The organism is Flavobacterium covae (assembly GCF_001534645.1).
In the GTDB taxonomy this organism is placed as follows: Bacteria; Bacteroidota; Bacteroidia; order Flavobacteriales; family Flavobacteriaceae; genus Flavobacterium; species Flavobacterium covae.
Genome location: NZ_CP013992.1, coordinates 24,484 through 45,941 on the forward strand (window position 1 = coordinate 24,484; position 21,458 = coordinate 45,941).

The 21,458-nt window shown below is 28.3% G+C and carries 13 protein-coding genes; 7 read left to right on the plus strand and 6 right to left on the minus strand.

What is annotated here, in order from left to right; translation table 11 throughout:
• Positions 1 to 99 precede the first annotated feature (99 nt).
• Positions 100 to 2,808 (plus strand): M4 family metallopeptidase, encoded by a 2,709-nt coding sequence (locus AWN65_RS00125; RefSeq protein WP_060381298.1) that lies wholly within the window; start codon positions 100 to 102, stop codon positions 2,806 to 2,808.
• An 81-nt stretch (positions 2,809 to 2,889) separates the two neighbouring features.
• Positions 2,890 to 4,056: a class I SAM-dependent rRNA methyltransferase gene (locus tag AWN65_RS00130; RefSeq protein ID WP_060381299.1), complete on the plus strand. Its 1,167-nt coding sequence runs from the start codon at positions 2,890 to 2,892 to the stop codon at positions 4,054 to 4,056.
• A gap of 175 nt (positions 4,057 to 4,231) precedes the next feature.
• Here AWN65_RS00130 and AWN65_RS00135 read toward each other — a convergent pair whose 3' ends face one another.
• Positions 4,232 to 5,443, minus strand: a complete 1,212-nt coding sequence (locus AWN65_RS00135) for a glycosyltransferase (RefSeq protein WP_060381300.1) — start codon at positions 5,441 to 5,443, stop codon at positions 4,232 to 4,234.
• Between the two features lie 173 nt (positions 5,444 to 5,616).
• Here AWN65_RS00135 and AWN65_RS00140 point away from each other — a divergent pair, with 173 nt between their 5' ends.
• From AWN65_RS00140 to AWN65_RS00155, 4 genes are all read left to right on the plus strand, one after another.
• On the plus strand, positions 5,617 to 8,706 hold the full coding sequence (locus AWN65_RS00140) for a hypothetical protein (protein ID WP_060381301.1): 3,090 nt from the start codon (positions 5,617 to 5,619) through the stop codon (positions 8,704 to 8,706).
• Entirely contained in the window at positions 8,703 to 9,926 is a 1,224-nt protein-coding gene (locus tag AWN65_RS00145) for an Ig-like domain-containing protein (protein ID WP_060381302.1), read from the plus strand. The genes AWN65_RS00140 and AWN65_RS00145 overlap by 4 nt, the downstream gene beginning before the upstream one ends.
• Positions 9,910 to 11,460 (plus strand): glycosyl hydrolase, encoded by a 1,551-nt coding sequence (locus AWN65_RS00150; protein ID WP_060381303.1) that lies wholly within the window; start codon positions 9,910 to 9,912, stop codon positions 11,458 to 11,460. Before AWN65_RS00145 ends, AWN65_RS00150 begins: the two co-directional genes overlap by 17 nt.
• 161 nt (positions 11,461 to 11,621) lie before the next feature.
• Complete coding sequence (locus AWN65_RS00155; RefSeq protein WP_424959246.1) at positions 11,622 to 12,629, plus strand: IS256 family transposase, variant Zn-binding type; 1,008 nt, start codon at positions 11,622 to 11,624, stop codon at positions 12,627 to 12,629.
• Positions 12,630 to 12,876: 247 nt separating this feature from the next.
• Here AWN65_RS00155 and AWN65_RS00160 read toward each other — a convergent pair whose 3' ends face one another.
• The 3 genes from AWN65_RS00160 to AWN65_RS00170 are packed head-to-tail and all read right to left on the minus strand — an operon-like array spanning position 12,877 to position 15,702.
• Entirely contained in the window at positions 12,877 to 14,058 is a 1,182-nt protein-coding gene (locus AWN65_RS00160) for a glycosyltransferase (protein WP_060381305.1), read from the minus strand.
• 52 nt (positions 14,059 to 14,110) lie between these two features.
• Entirely contained in the window at positions 14,111 to 15,388 is a 1,278-nt protein-coding gene (locus tag AWN65_RS00165; RefSeq protein ID WP_060381306.1) for an MATE family efflux transporter, read from the minus strand.
• Positions 15,389 to 15,399: 11 nt separating this feature from the next.
• Positions 15,400 to 15,702: an STAS domain-containing protein gene (locus AWN65_RS00170; RefSeq protein ID WP_060381307.1), complete on the minus strand. Its 303-nt coding sequence runs from the start codon at positions 15,700 to 15,702 to the stop codon at positions 15,400 to 15,402.
• A gap of 149 nt (positions 15,703 to 15,851) precedes the next feature.
• Here AWN65_RS00170 and AWN65_RS00175 point away from each other — a divergent pair, with 149 nt between their 5' ends.
• Positions 15,852 to 17,921, plus strand: coding sequence for a tetratricopeptide repeat protein (locus AWN65_RS00175; protein WP_235588333.1), 2,070 nt, complete (start codon positions 15,852 to 15,854; stop codon positions 17,919 to 17,921).
• A 119-nt stretch (positions 17,922 to 18,040) separates the two neighbouring features.
• Here the strand turns inward: AWN65_RS00175 and AWN65_RS00180 are convergent, their stop codons facing one another.
• Positions 18,041 to 20,617: a DUF6923 family protein gene (locus AWN65_RS00180; RefSeq protein WP_060381309.1), complete on the minus strand. Its 2,577-nt coding sequence runs from the start codon at positions 20,615 to 20,617 to the stop codon at positions 18,041 to 18,043.
• Positions 20,618 to 20,738: 121 nt separating this feature from the next.
• Positions 20,739 to 21,458 carry a LytR/AlgR family response regulator transcription factor gene (locus tag AWN65_RS00185; RefSeq protein WP_060381310.1) on the minus strand — a complete coding sequence of 240 codons (720 nt, stop codon included), beginning with the start codon at positions 21,456 to 21,458 and terminating at the stop codon, positions 20,739 to 20,741.

Below are 21,458 nucleotides of genomic sequence, written 5' to 3' on the forward strand. Positions count from 1 at the left end.
TTAAAAAAATAACATTTAATTTTTTATTTTAAAAAAAATACTATATTATTGTTAAAATTATTATAATTAATATTTTATCAACAAAACAAACTATTAACTATGAAAAAACAACTACAAAGCGTAGCATCCATGATGGCTTTATCATTGGTTACGTTGTCAACTGTTGCTCAAGAAAGCAATAAGTATGTACAACTGAAAGAAAAAAACGAGAATAAAACACCGTCATTTGTTTCATTTAAAGAATCATCAGTCTATAAAACATCAGATGTTAAAATTTTATTTAAGGAACAACTTGGATTAAAATCTAATCAAGATTTTGCTAAAATGAAATCGGATTCTGATAACTTAGGTTTTTCACATGAGAAATACCAATTATACCACAAAGGAATAAAAGTTGAATTTGCAACCTATTCAGTGCATTCTAAAAATGGTAGAGTAAACTCTATGAATGGAGAATATTATAACATTGGAGATATAGATGTAAATCCGTCGATAAAAGCAGATGCAGCATTACAAAGAGCCATATCTCATTTGGGAGCACAAGAATTCTTATGGGACGATTTTGCAGAAGCAAATGCTAATAAATATTCTAAACCTCAAGGAGAGCTAGTTTTATTACCTCTAGATAATACTATTAAATTAGCATATAAATTTGATATTTACGCTACTAAACCTTTAAGCAGAGGAGATGTATATGTAGATGCGCAAAATGGTCAAATATTATTATATAATGCTACTATCAAACATTTAGGAGCACATGCCCACGGTAAAAAATCTACAGAAGGAACTTATATAGATATGTTTAAAACAAATTCTATGGCTTTTGTAGCAGCTAATGCTGCAACTCGTTATAGCGGTTCTCAAACTATTGAAACATCCTTAAGTGGATCATCTTATATATTATCTGAAACAGGAAGAGGAAACGGGATTCAAACCTATAACATGAAAAAAGGGACTTCTTATGCCTCAGCTGTAAATTTTACCGATGCTGATAATAATTGGACAGCTGCAGAATATAATAACACAAATAAAGATAATGCGGCTTTAGATGCTCATTGGGGAGCAGAAAAAACGTATGATTATTGGAAAAATATTCATAACAGAAATAGTTTTGATAACGCAGGGGCAAAAATTAATAGTTATGTACACTATAGCAATAATTATGATAATGCGTATTGGGATGGTACTAGAATGACTTATGGTGATGGTAGTGGTACTTATTTTGATGCTCTAACATCGTTAGATGTATGTGCTCACGAAATTGGCCACGCTATTTGTACAAAAACCGCAAATCTTGTATACCAAAACGAATCAGGTGCTATGAATGAAGGATTTTCTGATATTTGGGGCGCATGTATTGAAAATTATGCGCAAGCAAACAAACAAATTTGGTTAATTGGTGAAGATATTGAAAGAAGAGCAGGTCATCTTGCTTTACGATCTATGAGTAACCCTAATGCAGAAGGACAGCCTGATACTTATAAAGGAACTAATTGGTATTCTGGAACAGGTGATTCTGGAGGGGTACATACTAACTCAGGAGTATTAAATTATTGGTTTTACTTACTATCTGTTGGTGGATCAGGTACTAATGATATAGGGAATGCTTTCAATATAACAGGTATAACAATTACTAAAGCAGAAAAAATTGCTTTCCGTACAGAAAGCGTATATCTATCAGCTAATTCTACTTATGCAAATGCAAGAACAGGTGCTATTCAAGCAGCTACTGATTTATATGGTGCAGGATCTCCAGAAGTTATTGCTACTACTAACGCTTGGTATGCTGTAGGAATAGGTGCTGCTTATTCAGGAGGTACTTCCGATACGACTGCTCCAACGACTCCAACTAATTTAGTAGCTTCGGGTACAACCTCTACCTCGACTACTTTATCATGGACAGCTTCTACCGATAATGTAGGAGTTACAGGATACAATATTTATAACGGAACAACTCTTTTAGCATCTTCTACTACTACTAGTGCTACAGTATCAGGACTAAAGGCTTCTACTACTTATAATTTTACTGTAAAAGCAAAAGACGCAGCAGGTAATTTATCAGCAACAAGTAATGCAGTTTCAGTAACTACTTCTGCTGGTTCTTCTATTACTTATTGTGCATCTAAAGGATCTAGTCAAGCAGATGAATGGATTGATTATGTAGCATTAAATGGTATGACTAATACAACAACTGCTGATGCAGGGTATGGAAACTTTACCTCTAAAATAGCACCTCTACCTTACGGATCAAATACTATTACGTTTAGTGCTGGTTTTGCAGGTAATTCATATACTGAATATTGGTCAGTATGGATTGATTATAATAAAAATGGTACGTTTGAATCAACAGAAAAAGTAACAACAGGTTCTTCTTCTAGTTCAGGAAATTTAACAGGTACTTTTACTGTTCCTACAACAGCTTTAGCTGGAGAAACCAGAATGAGAGTTCAGATGAAATACGGATCTACTTCTACAGCTTGTGAAACATTTTCTTATGGAGAGGTTGAAGATTATACAGTAAATATAGGAGCTGCGGCAATTGCAGGTATTACTTTTGGTACAGAAATTTCAGATGAAGCAAATAACTATAATATGGAAATTTATCCAAATCCATCAAATGGACTATTAAATATAAGAACATTAGATAATAGAGCGGTATCATATCAGATTTATAACCTAATAGGACAACCTTTGAAATCAGGTAAATTAAATCAAGAAATTAATGTTTCTGATTTAGCAGCAGGTATGTATGTGATTGAAATTAATGATGGACAAAAAACATTAGCAAAGAAGTTTGCTAAAAAATAAACTTTCGTTAAGAATTATATTGAGAGACCGAATTTGTTCGGTCTCTTTTTTTATAGTTACATTTGCAAAAAAAAACAAATCATGAGTTTTCCAAAAGTAATTTTAAAACAAGGAAAAGAGAAATCTATTTTGCGTCGCCATCCATGGATATTTAGTGGAGCTGTATATGGAGTATCACAAGAAATAAAAGATGGCGAAATGGTAGAAGTGGTAGATGCTAAAAATCAACTTCTTGGTACGGGTTACTTTAGTGACAGAGGTAGCATAGTTGTTCGTTTACTTACTTTTGCTCAAGAAGAATTTACTAATGATTTTTGGACTCAAAAACTTATTTCTGCTTGGAATTTAAGGACGCGATTGTTAGATTTAGATGCTACCAATGCTTTTCGTGTTATTCATGGAGAAGGAGATGGTATACCTGGTTTGATTATTGATTTTTATAATAATCATTGGGTTTTACAAGCCCATTCATCGGGTATTTATTATCAAATAGAAAAAATAGCACAAGCTATTCAATCCGCTTTTTCAGCGCATTGTGAAACAATTTATTGTAAAAGTACTGGAACGCTTCCCAATACAGGAACAGACTATTTTTTATATGGTAATACAGCAGAAACAATAGCAAAAGAAAACCATATTCTTTTTTCAGTCAACTGGGTTGAAGGACAAAAAACAGGTTTCTTTTTAGATCAACGGGATAATAGAAAATTATTAGCTGAATTTTCAAAAGGAAAAAAAGTATTAAATACGTTTTGTTATACTGGAGGTTTTTCAATTTATGCTATGAAAGCAGGTGCTGAGTTAGTAACATCGGTTGATATTTCACAAAAAGCAGTTGATTTAGCAGCCAAAAATATGGAATTAAATTTTCCTAACGCTAATCACCAAGCTGTGGCAGATGATGTGTTTAACTTTATGAAAGAAAATCATCAAGTGTATGATCTAATTGTATTAGATCCTCCTGCTTTTGCAAAAAGTATAAAGAGTAAACATACCGCAACTCAAGCTTATAAACGTTTGAATATAGCAGGATTAAAAGCACTAGCTCCTAAAGGAATTCTTTTTACTTTTTCATGTTCACAAGTGATAGATGACGTGTTGTTTTATAACACTATAGCTGCTGCAGCTATAGAATCTGGTAGAACCATTCGGGTTTTGCATAAATTAGAACAAGGACCCGATCATCCAACCAATATTTATCATCCCGAGGGACACTATTTAAAAGGTTTAGTGTTATATGTAGAATAAAAATATGCTATTTATTTTATAGAAATATAATAAAAAATGAAGTAAATTAAAGATTTGTCTCGTCCTAATAAATTTATATTTTCATATAAATCTATTTTTAGGACAAGACAAAAACTTACATAACAGTAAACAAACAAATTTCTAAAACATTCAAAATCAATCTAACATTAAATTTTTAAATTTCACTATAATTATTGGGGAATAATCTATAATAAAAGGCTATTTTGCCTAATTGAAAAACTATTTTAAAAGAATCCTTAAAAGATAATTTTGATCCATCTACATGAATCCATCTTTTTAAGGGGACTTCACAAATGACTTTTTTAGCATTTTCAGCTCCATAAATTTTTCTCATTCTCATGAATATTTCCACGTCAAACAGCCATTTGGTAATGAATTTCTTTTGAAATGTTTTTTCTATTATTTCCTGATTCATCACTTTTGCTCCACATTGAGTGTCTCTAAAATCCATTCCGAGTGTTTTTCTAATAATAAAATTTATAGTCATTGAAATAATTTTTCTAGCAGATTCTTTCGTAATTTCTGCTCCCATTCTATCTATTCTAGAACCACTAACAATTTTATATTCAGATTCTTTTATAGTATCAACTAATTTTTGAAAATCTGCAAAATCCGTAGATAAATCAGCATCTAAAAAACCTATGTAATCAAACTGATTAAGTGATGTTAAGTGTAATATTCCTAAACGAACAGCTTCCGCTTTTCCTCCATTTTTTTCGCAGTTATAAACACTCATATTGTTTTGACTACCTTTACACAATTCGTTTAACACTTTTAAGGTATCATCCGTACTTCCATCATTTACAAAGCAAAGATGATAGCCTAAATTTGTTTTAATAAAGTTCTTAAAATCAGTACTAAGTAATCTTTTTTCTTCATTATAACAAGGAATAACAATGCCTACGGTTTTTTCTTGTAAAAATTGATTGTTGTGGTCTACATTTTCTGTTACTTCAGGGGTTCCTAGTATTTTTTTTACACGTGCACCTATTTCGTTCAGACTCAATGGTTTTTTTAGATAATCATCAGCACCTAAATCAAAACCTTCTAATATGACGTTTTCTTGTGTATTGCCAGATAAAACAATAACTGGTGTCGTTTTTTTTCTGCCAATTTTTATATACTTAACTATTTTAAGACCATGCGCATTATTATCAATATCTTCTTTAGATGTATTAGAGATAGAAGAAGGTAATACAGGCATATTCATATCAACTATAACTAAATCGGGTTCAATTTGATCGTATAATTGAATAGCATCGTGTACGTTGTTACAAGTATGAACCTCAAATCCTAAATCTGTTAAATACATCTCTAAAGACAATAATACGAGTTGTTGATCATCAATAGTTAATATTTTTTTCATTTTATGTTTTTAGTTAATTATAATGCTAAATTAAGTTTAAGGAATCTTTCTTTTTAGTATTTTAGACAAACACAAATATTTGTTTCGACGAATGGTTAATTTATAACGATGCAATATTTCTAAAAATTAATTTTTGCAATTACATTTACGATATAAGTTTTATTACTAATAATGTGAGAGAACCCTCAAATAAATATCTTATTTCAGCTCTATTAATTGGGGTTATTTTTCATGGTAGTGCGATATTTTTTACCTTAGAAAATACGTATGATGCACTAATTCATCTTTTTTTTGGTAATCATTATGCTCAAAATTGGTTTGAACCTTGGGATTACAGTTGGTATACAGGTTTTAATGTAATGAGTTATCCTCCATTAGTGCATCAGTGTATAGGATTACTTTCCTACATAGTAGGGTTAAAATTTAGTTTATTCTTAATTGCTATTATAGGGGTAATATTATTTATTACAGGTATTTATAGATTTTCTTTACTTCTCTCTAATAATAGATTTGTAGCCGGATATGCGTCAATAATTACAGTAGTTTCTTCTTCGTTTGTAGAAGCTCTGCATATTTTTGGTCAACTACCCAGCATAATTGGCATTTCAATTTTAATGCATTCCTTACCTGAAATTTATTTATTTATCAGAAAAGGATATATCAAGCATTATTTTAATGCTTTATCATTGCTTGCTGTAACGGTTTGTTCTCATCATGTTACTCCTATATTTGGAATGGTTTTTTTTATTGCCCCTTTAATAGGTATGGCTATTATTGATAAAGCACGTGAATTAACCCATTCGTTCGAAGAAGTTAGAATTCAACTTTTTCTTAAAACATTAGTTAAACTTTTAAAAAGAATTATTGTATTTGGTTTTAGTGTTATTGTTCTAATTGTTGTTTGTATTTTACCTTATTGGATTAATTCTAAAAAAAATCCTATAACTCAAGTTCCAATTCCCCACGGAAGTAGGGATAATTTTATTGAAGTAACTTCATCAGGATTAGTGTTTTTTGTAATTCCTTGGGGGATATTACTATTTGTACTGCCCTATGTTTTTTATAGACTCTATTCAAAACGTTATATCTTCTTTGGTTTATCCTTAGCTATGCTAACTTTATTAGGAACAGGAGGCACTACTCCATTGCCAATTAAAATTTTAGGTTCTAATGCGTTTAATATTTTAACGTTAGACCGTTTTACATTTTGGGCAAGTATTATGTCTTTACCTATGTTTGGTGAATTTGTGTACAGATTAATTGAAGGGGATTTAAAAAAAGTTATACAAAAGAAATATGGTAGTATATATCATAAATTTATAATAGGATTATATGCTGGAGGAATTATATTTTTAGCCATTTTTACGATTACTTTGACTTATTGTAGGCCTTTACAACCTAAAAAAATTGACATGCAGCCCATTGTTAATTTTTTAAATCAGGATCAACACGATCAATGGCGTTTTTTACCATTAGGTTTTGGTGATCAAATGGCTTATTTATCTACTTTAACAAAAGCTATGACAGTAGATGGGAATTATCATTCAGCAAGACGTCTTCCAGAATTAACTTCTAGAGCGGTGGAGCGTTTAGAGAATTGTAAATTCAGAGGATTGGAAGGAATAGGGTCTTTGCAGCAATTTCTTACAGTTCCAGAAAAATATAACTTGAAATATATTTTTTCAAATGACAAATTCTATGATCCTATACTTTATTACTGTGGCTGGCATAGGATAGGTTTGTTAGAAAACGGTATTATGGTTTGGGAAAAAATTAGTGTAAAGCCTTTGTCAAAAATTATACCCAAGGATGATATTCCAAATTATTTAAAATTAATGTGGGGTATTATTCCCCTTTTTACTATTATTGTTGCTTTTGTACTTAACATACAAATGATTTGGGTACAGGCATTAAAAACGAATAATAAAAGCCTTACAAATTTTAAAGAATATGGATTATCTTACAATATATTTAATCAAAAGCTAATTAAAGTACTACATTATTGGGGAATTTTACTTTCTTGTATTATTATAGCTAGCTTATATTTATTTTATAGAGATGTAGATAAACAGCTTTCTCCTGAAAATGTAGTAAAATCCTATTATAATGATTTAGATCATAAAGACTTTAGAGGAGCTTATAAATTAACATTCCCTAAAAAAGAGTATCCTTTTTCGCAATTTATGCTTGAAATTTCTGTAAGAGACGGAATTATAAATTCGTATGCAAAACTAGATTCTATTGCTGTTGAAATAGCATTTGTTGGATCTAAAAAGGCAAAAGTTATAGCAAATACAAAATGGGTTACTCCATTAAAAATGATCTACAAAACATTTACACATTTTGTAAATAAAAAAAATGGAAAATGGTATATAGTACCTGAAAAAAAAGATATAGACATTCCTCCTGATGAGCTTTTAAGTAATAATCAAACGGAATTTTATAAACAAGGAAGAAGAAGAATTACAACTCAACAAACATATCACGAAGATGTATTGAGACAACCTGATTTAGAAATCATTTCAGCTTCACTTGTAGAAAAGAATAATAGATTTGAAATTATTGGAACACTTCAAAACATTGATAACGTTCCAGCCGATGTTATTTTAAAAGCAGATTTGTATGATCGTAATAATACAATGGTAGCTTCTTTTAATTCGAAATACACGATAAAGCATAAATTAAATCCCAAAGAAACAACTCCTTTTAAGATAGAATTTGAAGAAATAGCTTGGTTAAAAAATAGTGATATAAAACCTACTAACTTTAATCCTGATGAGTTTTCACCGAAATTTTTTAAATCAAGACCAGTTCGTTTTAACCTACATGGAGAAGGGAATGTAGTAACAACTGATTTATACAATTCTGTATCTTTAAACGAATTAGAGATAAAAGAAGGCAAAATAAAAGGAAACCTTTTTAATTTTGGAACACAAGAAGTAACAATATCTGAATTAATTATATCATACTACAATGATAAAAAAGACTTGATTTATGTAGATCATTATTTTATAAATGAAGGAATAAGAATTCAAAGAAAACAAGATTTTGATTATACATTATTGGATTTGAATAATTTAAAAATTATTAATTCAAGTATTAAAAATTGCTTTATAAATGGTATTTCAAATGAGTCAATCGCCCGATCTGTTTTTGAAAAAAATAACGGAAACGAATTAAATCAATTACAAAAAATAGAAGGAAAAGGATTTTCATTTATAAAAATAAATTTTAATAATTTTATTGGTAATCCAAGGTTATGAAACAAAAAGCATTCATACTTATTACAATTGGTTTTATCCTGTTTTGTGGGTTTACAAGTCTGTACAATTACAATACATTAAAAAAATACAGACTACTGAATCCTGTATTTAAGAGTGAAGCAGGAAAGAGTGTCTCGTTTCAATTTATAGCACCAGATAACAGTTGGCTTTTTATTAATCACTCATACGGTAAAACAATTGTTTCAGGAAAAAGAAAAGATCATTTACTTACTTTTGAAATACCTGAAATTTACACAAAAAAAACGGGAACTATTTCATGGTTTCTTATACATAAAGAAACAATTGTACTAAAAGGAAGCTTAGAGATTTGTCCTACTTTCATTTCCCCAAAACCTTTAGAAGCTTATTTAGGACCGCCAAGTACTTTGGTTGGATCGCCTCATTTTGTAATGTTTGTTACGATACCTTCAGACATTTATGATAACCCTATGCCCACTAATACAAGTGTAGACTATAAAGAGCATTTTTTTGATAATATTCAGAATAATAAAGTTTTGACAAAAAATTTGATTGCTTGGAAAAATATATTTGCACCAACAAAATCAGGTAAAATATTTTTATCTGCTACAGTTAAGACTTCCTCTACAAAAGAATTTGAGGCCTTAATTTATCCAAATATTCCAACTAATTTTAGTATTGATTATACCAGACCACATTTATTTGCCGATGGAAATCAGATAACTAAGTTATTTACTAATACAATAAAAGATAAGTTTGGAAATATTATAAGTGATGCAACTCAGGTTAATTTTTTAATAACAAATTCAAAAGGAAGTCAGTTAAGTACCCAAGGTACTACTTTAGAAGGTGTAGCCAATGCACAAATTTTACATCCTGATCATAAAGAAAAATATACGATAAAAGCATTTGTAAATGGTATGGCTGAGAGTAATGTTATAAGCGTAAATTATAAAGAGGTTACGACTAAAATACCATATCATTTTATGAATAATAGGTATTTAAAAATAGGACCTATAAAAAGTTATATGAACCAAATAGTACCAGATGGAATAGCGGTTGTTACTAAAGTGTATAAAAAGAATAAATGTATTGCAGAAATTAAAGAAAATACCTTTAAAGGTATTGCGCATTTCAATTTTCCAGAAGAAGAATTTAAAGCAAGTGAGTATTCATTTGAAATATCAGTTTTGGGAAAGACAATAAAAACACAGAAAATTTTATATGGCTATAATAAATAATAAAAATAGTTATCGTTTCATTTTAATTAGCTCTTTTATTTTGCTTAATTTATTACTACTATACGGATTAAGTTCTATAATTGCCTTTATGAACTCTGGGGCAGATAGAGCTACTATACTACATTTAGATAAAGAACCTATAAACACGTATCTTCCAAAAATTGAATGGGAAAAAAACAAAAATGAAGGAAGAGAAATAGAACCTCAAACCTTAAAAACAATAGAAAAACATTATTTATTTTCATGGTATATCAAAAACAATGCTTTGAACAAAAATATAAATACAGCTCTAGCAGATTATTTTACCCAAAATGCGTATAACCAAATATTTAATGTAATAAAAAGGAATAAATCTCAAAAGATTACAATAGATAATACTACTTTGAAACATTACATAAAATTAGAATTTTATAGTGAAGATGGACAGCAAGTCGTAATAACAGATAAAAATGTTGTGGAATTTCAAAATGTTTACCAAAACAAGAAATTTATTGCCTCTGTTAAAGACACCTCCTTATATAAAGTAATTTTACTACTAGAAGATGGTTATTGGAGAGTACGACATATTCTGAAAATGACAAAAGAACCAGAAAAAAAAACCTTAAAAGAACCAGGAATTTTTACCATTCAAAATCAAAAAATTTACAAATCAGGAGTTCCTTTTAAAATAAAAGGAATAAATTATTATCCTAAAGATTCACCGTGGGATATGTACGGAAAAAAGTATGATTCTATAGTAATCAAAAAAGACTTTAAAATTATTAAAAAAGCGAACTTAAATACAATCAGAATTTTTGTTCCGTATGAAGACTTTGGAAAAGCAGAAATAAAAAAAGATAGACTACAAAAATTAATTCAAACTATAAAAATTGCGAAGGATAATAATTTATCCGTAATTGTTACTTTATTTGATTTTTATAGTGATTATTCTATTGAAAGTTGGACACTAACACACCGTCATGCCGAAAAAATAATAACTGCCTGTAGTGAATTAGATAATATTCTAGCTTGGGATATAAAGAATGAGCCTAATTTGGATTTTGAAAGAAGAAAAAAACAAAATGTCATTCCTTGGCTAGAAAACATGATTGATTATATTAAAGAAATAGATAGCAAACATTTGATAACAATTGGCTATTCTAATAAAGAATCAGCAGAAATACTAAAAGATAAAGTAGATTTTATTTCTTTTCATTACTATGAAGAAACTAATGATTTTCTAAAAGGTTATAATGAACTAGTAAAAACATCCAAAAAACCCATAATAGTGGGTGAATTTGGATTGTCTTCAAATAAAAACTTTTGGAATTGGTTTGGAAATTCTAACAATAATCAAGCAGCATATCATAAAGTAATGCAAGAATATTTTAAGAATCATGATATTTCATTTGTCTCTTGGACTCTTTATGATTTTCCGACTGTGCCAGACAACATTTTTGAAAATAAATTTTGGATAAAAAATAAACAGAAAAACTTTGGTTTTCTGGATAAAAATGGAAATAAGAAACCTTCTTTTTCGTTTATATCACATTAATATTTTATGAAAATAAAGACAGATTTGTTTTATCATTATTTTTCGTTTACATTTTTTTATATTAAAAATTCCTGTTTTATTTTAGGGTTTAATAGTCAAAAATGGTTGGTAAAAATGCTGTAAAGCATTATAAAATATGATATTGACGAAAGTTTATTGAAATTAGTTTCAATAAACTTTTTTTATTTCATGAAAACTTCAAAAAAAAGCGTTGTCCAACCTGTAAAAGCCTCAATACGATAAAGTGGGGAATAAGAGAAAATAAGCAACGATTTAAGTGTAATGATTGTGGTCAATTATTTACTTCAAATAATAAATCAGTTTCAGATTCTAATAAAGAGATTTGGTTTAAAAACTGGATAATCGGTAAAGATATTTTTGATAAAATTTCACTTGAATCTGGTTACAGTAAAAGTACTTTACAACGTTATTTTTCTAAAATGTTATCTAAAGCTCCTGTTTTAGAGTTTAGCTCCACTGATGATGTTTATCTTATGATTGATGGAACTTATTTTCCTAATGATATTTGTCTAGTAGTTTATAGAAATTTTCATTTAAAATCTACTCAACTTTATAGAATAACTGATAACGAAAATTATGAAGAAGTTGCAGAAGATTTACAAAATTTATTAAATCTTGGGATTACTATAAAATGTATTACTTCTGATGGTGATAAATCTGTATTAAAAGCGATACAAAATATTTGCCCTGACATAGCTTTTCAAAGGTGTTTAGTACATATTTCAAGAATGTGTAAAATATGGCTCACGGCCAATCCAAAACACAAATCAGGCTTTGAATTAAAGCAAATTATAATTAAAATCCATCAGATTAATTCTGAATACAAAAGACAATTATGGTTAATAGAGCTTATACATTGGGAAGAAAAATATAGAGACTATCTTAATGAAAGATCATATAAAATCGAAAGTAAAAAATATTGGTATACTCATAAAATGGTTAGAAGATCATTTACTGTAATTAAAAAAGCATTACCACATATGTTTACCTATCTTAAAGATGATAAAATACCAAATTCAACTAATGCTCTTGAATCATTTTTTGGACATTTGAAAGACAATCTAAATATTCATAGAGGATTAAGTATAAAAAACAGGAAGAACTTTTTAAGATGGTATTTATACTATAAAAATCAAATTGAAAAATAGGTTTTTTCAGCCATATTTGATTACCGATAATTAAAAAAGGATAGATTAAAACCTATCCTTTAATTATCGTATAATCATCAAACTTATTGCTGGTTGGTTGCTCCTCAGCAGAGCCAACTTCCTCTTCAATTTGATGTTGTAATATAAGCAATTTAAAATCAAAAATTACCAACCATTTTTGACCACATTACCTATTTTAGCATTTGAGATAATACTTGATTAAATAATGAGCTCTAAAAACTTTATATTAAGACATATTACCATGTGTTAATTGATTGATTTCATATAGATATTGATCGGCTATTTTATCCATTGTTAAAGAACTAGCCACAGTGTAATTATTATACGCTAATTCTCTTCTATAATTATCATTTTGTAAAATTTTATGAATAGCTGCTGCTAAAGATTCAACAGATTCTGAATCAAAAAACTCTCCTTTATATCCTTCTTCCTCCACAAGTAGAGCTAAATCACCTAGATTAGGCATTACAACAGCTTTCCCATAACTTCCTGCTTGATGAAGTACTCCTGAACTACCAGTAGTAGACGTATATGGAAAGACCACTACAGTGCTTTCTGTAAAAATTTTTTCTACATCTTTTTCTTCAACATATCCAGTAAAAAACAATCCTTCTACGTTAGTATATTTTTTTTGAACACCTTCCAGATAGCCTATAGTATTTGGACTATCAGTACCAGCAATCACTATTTCTATAGGATCCGTATATTTTTTTCTAATTTCTTGTACCGCGTCAATTAAAATTTCTACTTTTTTATACGTTCCAAATTTCCCAAATGCCATTATTTTTTTAGGACCTACTGGTAAATCAAAATTAGGTTGGGAAACTGTTTCAAAAGAACCATGAGGAATTAAAACTACGTTGTTTACTTTATATTTTGATTTTAAAATTTCAACATATTTACTTATAGTAACAGAGACTTTATTGGCTTTTAAGATAAAATAAGTAAGGCTAGTTCCTATACCATTGTAAATATTTTGCATTAATTTATTTTTTGTAAAACCAGCAGTATTTAAGTCAACTTGTTCAAGTATATTGTGCATTAAAACCATGGTTTTAAATCCTAATAATCGTAAAATAAAAGGTAATAAAAGACCTAACGCAGCGGGTATTTTTTTATCACCAAATTTTACAAACTGAAGATTAAACAAAACAACATCAGGTTTAGTGTTTATGACAGCTTTACAAATAGTAAAAATAATTTTGTAACTATTAAATATCCAACATTCATTTACTTGAATTTTTTGACTATTTTCAAAATCAAGTTGTTTGTTTTCTTGTGTTTTGTCACACATTAAAATTAGCTCAGAAACTTCATCTTTTTGAACAAAATTTTTCACTAGATGATATCCATATTCGTTAAGTGTAACCTTGCTAGGAGGAAATGATGTTATAACTGCTAGTTTCATAGTTTGTTTTACTGTAGTTTATTGTTGTGTTGTATTAATAATAAATATGTAATTATACATTATTTGTTCTTATGGTTTTAAATTTAACATTAATAAAGGAATAAATCATTTGAAATAAAAGTAAAAAAAACATGGAAACTATCTGAACATGTACTACTTGATCCAAGGATTTATGATAAAGAGTAATCAATATAATTTGCACAAAACCAAAAAAAGCCGAAATAAAAACAGGAATATAATTATTGATTGACAAGTAGTAATAAGTCAAAAGATTGGCAATAACAAATATTGTAGTAGCTAAAGCATATTTCCACAAAATAGAAGCAATAACTAAATATTTTTGACCAAACATTATTAATAAGATTTCTTTTGAAAAAAGGGCAGAAAAAATAATTATAATGAATGATAATACAACGATATAAAAAACATAATTTAATAATACACTTTTTGTTTCTTCCCCTTGTTTTTTTAATAATATGACTTTGGGTAATAATAACATTATAAACATCCAAGAAACAAAATAAATGACTCTTCCTATTAGAGCAATAGATGAATATAAACCTGCTTCATAATTTGGGAAATAATGTTTAACCAAAATAATATCACTATTATTAATAATAATTTGAGTAAATTCATAAAAAGCGGTTATTAAAAAAAATAATCTTACTTCTTTAAACCAATTAGAGATTTTAGTATTGTGAAAATAATTTAGTAAATCCACTTTTTTATAAGGAAATAAACCACAAATTATGGATATGAAAATACCTGATGCTACAATATTAGGTACAGCTGATTTTGGAAATATAAATAATAATACATAGGTAACTATTAACCTACTTAACATTTCATACAAATAAGATTTTGATAGATTATAAAAATAACTTTTACCTTGTTCTATTCCGCGCTTTATACTCATTAAAAAATAAAAAGGAATAACACAACCAAAGATTGCAAACATTGTATTGGTTTGAGTCTGAAATATTTTTTGAAAATTTTCTGAAAAAAGGAAAAATAAAGAACCTATTATAAGTCCTAGAATAACAGCAATTTTATTAAAAAATACAATCAAAGCCCTGCGTTCATCCTCTTGTAAAGTAACCGTAAACTTAGTCGTAGCTATTTGAAAAGTCATACCTAAAAATGATAAAACTAATAAAAGCGTAATTAAAATGGCAGTATCAGCAAAAATTTGAGGACCTAAAATTCTTCCTAAAACTAAATTGTATAGATAGTTTCCTAAATTAACAATTAGCATTACAAACATAAAATACCTGTCCTTACTTAATGTAAGTGATGAAAAGATCGTTTTATTTAAGGATAATACCTTCATTATATATGATTTCACAAGTTTACTTTTCTTAGAATGTGATTAATTTTTTCATCGTTAAACATTTTTTCAATTTTTTTGCTTTTTGAAAATATCCGAAATACAACATGTTCTGTAATTGCTTTTTTATATAATTCATATAAAGCACGTACACATGTTCGATCAATTTCTTGATTTTTTTCAAATAAAATTTGAATCTCTTTAGGATGAGTTCCTATTAATGAATTGAAATAATTTATTACAGAGTTTACATTTTGTGCCCCCATATTTCCATTTATTTCATAAACACCTGAATTGTAAGTGATTTTAAGTGACATAATTAATGATTTTAAAGTTCATACTCCGTTTGTTTTACAAATTTCTAAATAGACCAAAATAAAAGATCTCTTTTTCGACGAATAACCATTTACTTTAGTTTAAATTACGATGAATTATGATTAACTTAGTGATATAAAACATTATATCTATGTTAAGTTTTGTAAAGTATATCAGTGTTATGATTTTTACCTGTCATTGTTTTTCTCAGGAAATGACATCTGGGTTTAATTATCTTGAAAAAGGAAATTTTGAAAAAGCAGAAATCTTCTTTAAGGATATACTTAGTAGTTATCCAGAAAATAAAACAGCTAGAATATGTTATGCAAGAGCCATAGGATTGAATAAGAAACCAGAAGAAGCCCTAATCTTGTTTCAAAAATTACTGGATGATTATCCCAATGATTATGAAATTAAGTTAAATTATGCTGAATCAATGCTGTGGAATAATAAATTCATAGAAGGAAAAACATACTATGAAAATTTAATAGACTTAGATTCAAAAAGTTTTCCAGCTGCTTTAGGATATGCAAATTGTCTTTCTAATTTGCGGGAATATGAAAAAGCATTATCCTATGTAGATCAAGCACTAGAATTGTCAAAAAATAACCCCAATGCACTTATTTCTAGAAAATACATACGATTAGGATACGCGGATCAGTTATCAAAGAAAAATAAAATACAGGAGGCTTTAAAATTGTTAGATAATAATCTAATAGACGATCCTGAAGATAGAGAAACACTTCTTAATAAAGCAAATTTATTATTGATAAAGAAAGAGTATTCAAAAGCTGAAAAGACTTATACGAAATTAAATAAAACTCAAAATGATTCTATAATTTCTCTTAATGGAGTAGCGTTAACGAATCATTTAAATAATAAAGAGAAAAAAGCATTACGTTTTACTTTAATGGCTTTAACCAAATCACATAAATCTTCAGATAATACATTAATTTATCAAACAACGGAAAGATATATTCAAGCTCTAATATGGAATAAAAAATATAAAAAAGCTCAAATTGAAATTAATGATTTTAAAGAAAAAACACAAAATAGTGTGCAAAGTATTGCTCTACAAGCAATGTTAAATATTTACAAAAACAATTTTTTAGAAGCAATTAATGAATACAAAAATCTTTTAGTAAAAGATTCAACCTCATTTGACGGAAATTTAGGAATAGCAAATGCCTATTATGCAAATGATCAAATTAAAGAATCATATAATGCTGTAAATAAAACATTAACCTTTTTTCAAGAACAAAAAGACGCTAATGTTTTACTGAATAAAATAAAAGAAAAGTTCTCTTCTTCTATGGAAGAAAAAATTAGTTATTCCTTTGATAATAATAAAAATACAGCTATTTCTTCTTTAACGACGATAAATGTTCCTATTAATTTGAAAACCTCTTTAATAGGTAAGTATACTTATAGAAAAACGCAAAATACAACAAATGATCAATTAGCTAAATCAAATGATTTTATTTTGGGTATTCACTACGAATTTAAGCCTAAATTAATTTTGACAGCATTAGGAGGATTGACAACCGTAAATTCATATTCTCAAAACTATGTACAATTTTTAGGACAGGTTTCCGTAAAACTAAAGCCATTTAAGTTCCAAGAGATAGAAGGAGGTTATTTACGTGAAATTCAAAATTTTAATGCGGAACTTATGGGCAGAAAGATTGTAAATAATCATTTATATATGAATTATAGTATTTCCACAAATTTTAACCTAGGTGGTTTTATTCAATATTTTAGAACTCAACAAAGTGATGATAATAATCGTAATCTCTTATTTACCTCATTATATTATACAGTATTATCAAAACCTACTATTAAGACTGGAATTAATTATCAATTTATTAATTTTAAAGAACAAAAACCTCTTTTCTATTTCAGTCCTTTAAGATTTAATGCGTACGAAATTTTTACTGACATAATTAGAGATGATAAAACAATAGATTTAAAAGGGACTTTTTATCATTTTATTGTTGCAGGAGGAACACAGTTTATAGAGAATAATAAAAATCAACTGACTTATAGGTTACAAGGCAAAATAGGTTATAAATTTAGTCCTCGTTTAAACCTACATTTGTATAGTTTAAAGAGTAATATAGCATCAAGTACAGCTGCAGGGTTTACTTATACTGAAATAGGTTTTGGATTTAAATGGTTATTTGCAAAGTCCTTAAATGAAAAAAGGCTGTCCAAAAAGTAATAAATCAACATCCGGTTGGAGGAGTCTCATAATCAATATTATGTGATTTCTCCCTTTGGTCGAAATGATGGCAAGATTGCGAACTTTTTGGACAGTCTTCTTAAAAGAATATTTCAATACTAATTAATCAGTAGTTTAGCCATTTTATATTCATTATTAGGATTTACAATTTTACAAAAGTAAACACCTCTAGATAATTCTTTTTTAGATAAAGAAATAGAGTTAAATCCAGCATTTGCACTAACATCAAATTGCATTACAATTTTTCCTAATTGATTTATAATTTGAACAGTCATAGAACAGGTCTCACTTGCTATTAATTCAATACTGGCTTCATGGCTTACTGGGTTAGGATAAATTGCTATTTCTAATGATTCATCATGAACTAAAGTATTATTTTTTGAAAAACGAATATCTTCCAATGTTAATTCTTTTAGAACTTCTTGGCCATTTGTTGTAGACATGATAAAAACAATTGTTTTAAGATCGTCTAATTTTATTTTATCAGACATACCAATTAAGGATGAAATAGGTAAACTAAATTCTTTCCAATTATTAGTTAATTTTACATTGATATAAGGTTGATTTTCCCAATTTGAAACACTTGCTTTTATAAAACGTATTTCTAAATTACCATTCCCTTTGGCTTTAAATTTAAAACTTTTATAATCGGATAAATCAATTGCTTTAAATCGAGGTGTTAAAGCACGATAAACACTTATATAGTTAGATACTTTTGCACTTAAACTTACATTTCTTTCAATTGGAAATTCATCATTTAAAGTTTTATAATTATCAGGTTGGATTTGATAGTTTAGAACGGTTGTACCTTTAGCAGAATTATCTAGTCCCCAAGGACCATCAGATAAAAATAAATCGTCTGGTACGGGGGTATTTTTACCAATTCTCATACCTATGTCAAATAAAGAACCAATAGGATAATCATGTTGTACTAAGAACTTTTTGTCTAAATTAATAGTTGTAGTAAAATTTTCAAAAGTTGAGGTTTCGGAAAGTCTTTTGCCACCGTCAAAATCTACATTTTGAACGCCAGAAGGATTAATGATATCTAAATATAGTTTTCCATTAGAATACTTACCTTTTTTAACAAATACAGTTGGCGGATTGGAAACATTATATTCTGTAATGGTTTTTTGATTATTTATTAATGAGATTAACTCAGCACCTAGTTTGTATAAATTATCTAGTGAGTTTGTCCAAATTTGAAAATTATAATACGAAGTGTTTTGTTCATATTTATCTAGATTCCAATGACTATCTATTGAAAAATTATTTTCGTTATTAGTCAATCTAGCGGCTAAACTCATTGAGTACTCAATATTTCCGTCGGGATTTTTTATGATAGAACGTATAAAATTATGTTCATTTAATTGTATAGTAGAAACAGATAAAATTTCAGCACCTAATAATCTATCACAAATATATTTGGTATGTTCATAAACACTATTTTTCGTTTTGATAGCAATTATACTACCAATAGTTTTATTCTTTTTAATATAATCTACAGAGTAAATATCAGTTGCATTTGTAATTTGAGTTAAATCAAAAGGAGTAGATTCAATAACCGAATCTTCGTTAATTATTTGTAGAGGGATAAAAGATTGAAGAGTAAAGTTGTTACTTTTATTTGCATAACGAGCATTTTTTTCTATTCTAGCAGCCTTGCTACGATCAAAAGTATAATTGGTTTTTACTCTGTTATAGTTACGTTTATTAATAATGTCTCCCAATCTGTTATTACTTTCTAAACCACCATTATTACCTCCAGAAGTTTCATCTACAACAGGACAAGATCCCATTCCAGAGCAAGAAGGGTCATCACAATCAACTAGTCCGTCTCCATCATCATCTATTCCGTTTGTACAATCTTCTTGTAATACTGCAGCTGTAGGACAACGCGCTCCATCATTACTAGAACTAGATGGACCAAAAGCAAATAAGTTTGAATTAATGATGTTTGAACCTGTTAAATTTTGAACGTTTCTAATAATATAAATAGTTCCAGTATCATTTGATGAAACATAAAAATTGCCATCTACATCAAAATAGACAGCTCCATACGTATAATTTAATCCAGCCATAATAGGTACTTCTCCTAAACTTTGTACACTTCCAGTTGTAGGAGTAATTCGATATAAAATGTTTGTACTTTTTTCTACAGTGTATAAGTTTCCATCAACAGCGTTAAAGGCCCAATCAAAAACGTTTATAGAGGTACTGAGTGGATAAGAGGTAATATACTGTCCGTAGGTTGCGGAATTTGGGTTTACATCTATTTGATAAATGAAGCTACCTATTTTTAAAAAATACACTCCATCGGAACGAATATCTCCAACAAATCTACTGCCTGTGGGTAATTCAGGTATGTAATACGAAGTCGTTTGAAAATCAGAACCTATTCGTACAATCGTATTTGCAGGAGTACTTAAGGATCCCCACATATAGCCATCAGTAGGGTTATACCCTGCGGCATTAATTGTACCTGGAGTAATATCAGTTGCTATTAAGGTGGCTGTACCTGATGATAGATTTATAGCGTATAAGTCATTCATTTGAAACAAGTAAGCATTGTAATTACAATTAAAAGGCTGATTTTGACTAAATGAAGATAGATTAGCAAGGGTTAAAATAATTGCTAATCCATATTTTACTGATGATAAAACACTATTTTTCATGACCTTACTATTTTAATTTGTTAGTAAAGTTATAAACAAGATCAGTAATTAATTTTGATTTTTGCTTGTTGTATATAAAGTATAGATAAAATGTAATTATCTATAGATGAATGAGATGGTGCTAAAGTAAGTTAAGTCTGTTTATTAATTCAGGTCTATTAGAGCGGCTAACGGGTATTACTTCTTTTCCTATAAGAACACTGTTATCTTCAATATCTATAATTTTTTTTACATTTATTATGTAAGAACGGTGTACTTTTAAAAATAAACTCTGAGGTAGTTTATCTTGAATTTTTTTGAGCGTTGAGTGAACGGTATAGTTTTTATGTTCTGTTTTGATGATAATGTAATCTCCTTTAGCTTCAATTAGATTAATAGATTGAAAATTAATTTTTATAAGTCGTCTATCAATATTTATATAAAAATCGTTAGATTCATTTTGAATAAGAATAGAGTTTTCAGCTTTTGTAATAGGATTTTCTTGTTTTATAGATGAGGATTTGAATTTTTGAATGGCTTTGTCAAGACGTGCTTGAGTAATAGGTTTTACAATATAATCTACTATACAATCGTATTCAAAAGCTTCTATTGCATAATTTTTATCAGATGTAATTAAAATTATTTTAGGAGGATTTTTAACGGTTTGTATAAAATCAAAACCTGTAAAATCAGGCATGTGAATATCAAGAAATATTAAATCTACAGAATTTTGATTTAAATATTTCATGGCTTGAATTGCATTAGAAAACTCTTCAACAATATTCATTTCCGAATAATTAGAAACCATTTGGTAAATTATGGTTCTTGCTAAAGTTTCATCATCTACAATAATACAATTCAT

Coding starts and splice junctions, on each gene's coding strand:
- AWN65_RS00175 (WP_235588333.1), top strand. CDS start 15,852: ATGTTAAGTTTTGTAAAGTATATCAGTGTTATGATTTTTACCTGTCAT.
- AWN65_RS00125 (WP_060381298.1), top strand. CDS start 100: ATGAAAAAACAACTACAAAGCGTAGCATCCATGATGGCTTTATCATTG.
- AWN65_RS00180 (WP_060381309.1), bottom strand. CDS start 20,617: ATGAAAAATAGTGTTTTATCATCAGTAAAATATGGATTAGCAATTATT.
- AWN65_RS00135 (WP_060381300.1), bottom strand. CDS start 5,443: ATGAAAAAAATATTAACTATTGATGATCAACAACTCGTATTATTGTCT.
- AWN65_RS00165 (WP_060381306.1), bottom strand. CDS start 15,388: ATGAAGGTATTATCCTTAAATAAAACGATCTTTTCATCACTTACATTA.
- AWN65_RS00160 (WP_060381305.1), bottom strand. CDS start 14,058: ATGAAACTAGCAGTTATAACATCATTTCCTCCTAGCAAGGTTACACTT.
- AWN65_RS00185 (WP_060381310.1), bottom strand. CDS start 21,458: ATGAATTGTATTATTGTAGATGATGAAACTTTAGCAAGAACCATAATT.
- AWN65_RS00145 (WP_060381302.1), top strand. CDS start 8,703: ATGAAACAAAAAGCATTCATACTTATTACAATTGGTTTTATCCTGTTT.
- AWN65_RS00170 (WP_060381307.1), bottom strand. CDS start 15,702: ATGTCACTTAAAATCACTTACAATTCAGGTGTTTATGAAATAAATGGA.
- AWN65_RS00130 (WP_060381299.1), top strand. CDS start 2,890: ATGAGTTTTCCAAAAGTAATTTTAAAACAAGGAAAAGAGAAATCTATT.
- AWN65_RS00150 (WP_060381303.1), top strand. CDS start 9,910: ATGGCTATAATAAATAATAAAAATAGTTATCGTTTCATTTTAATTAGC.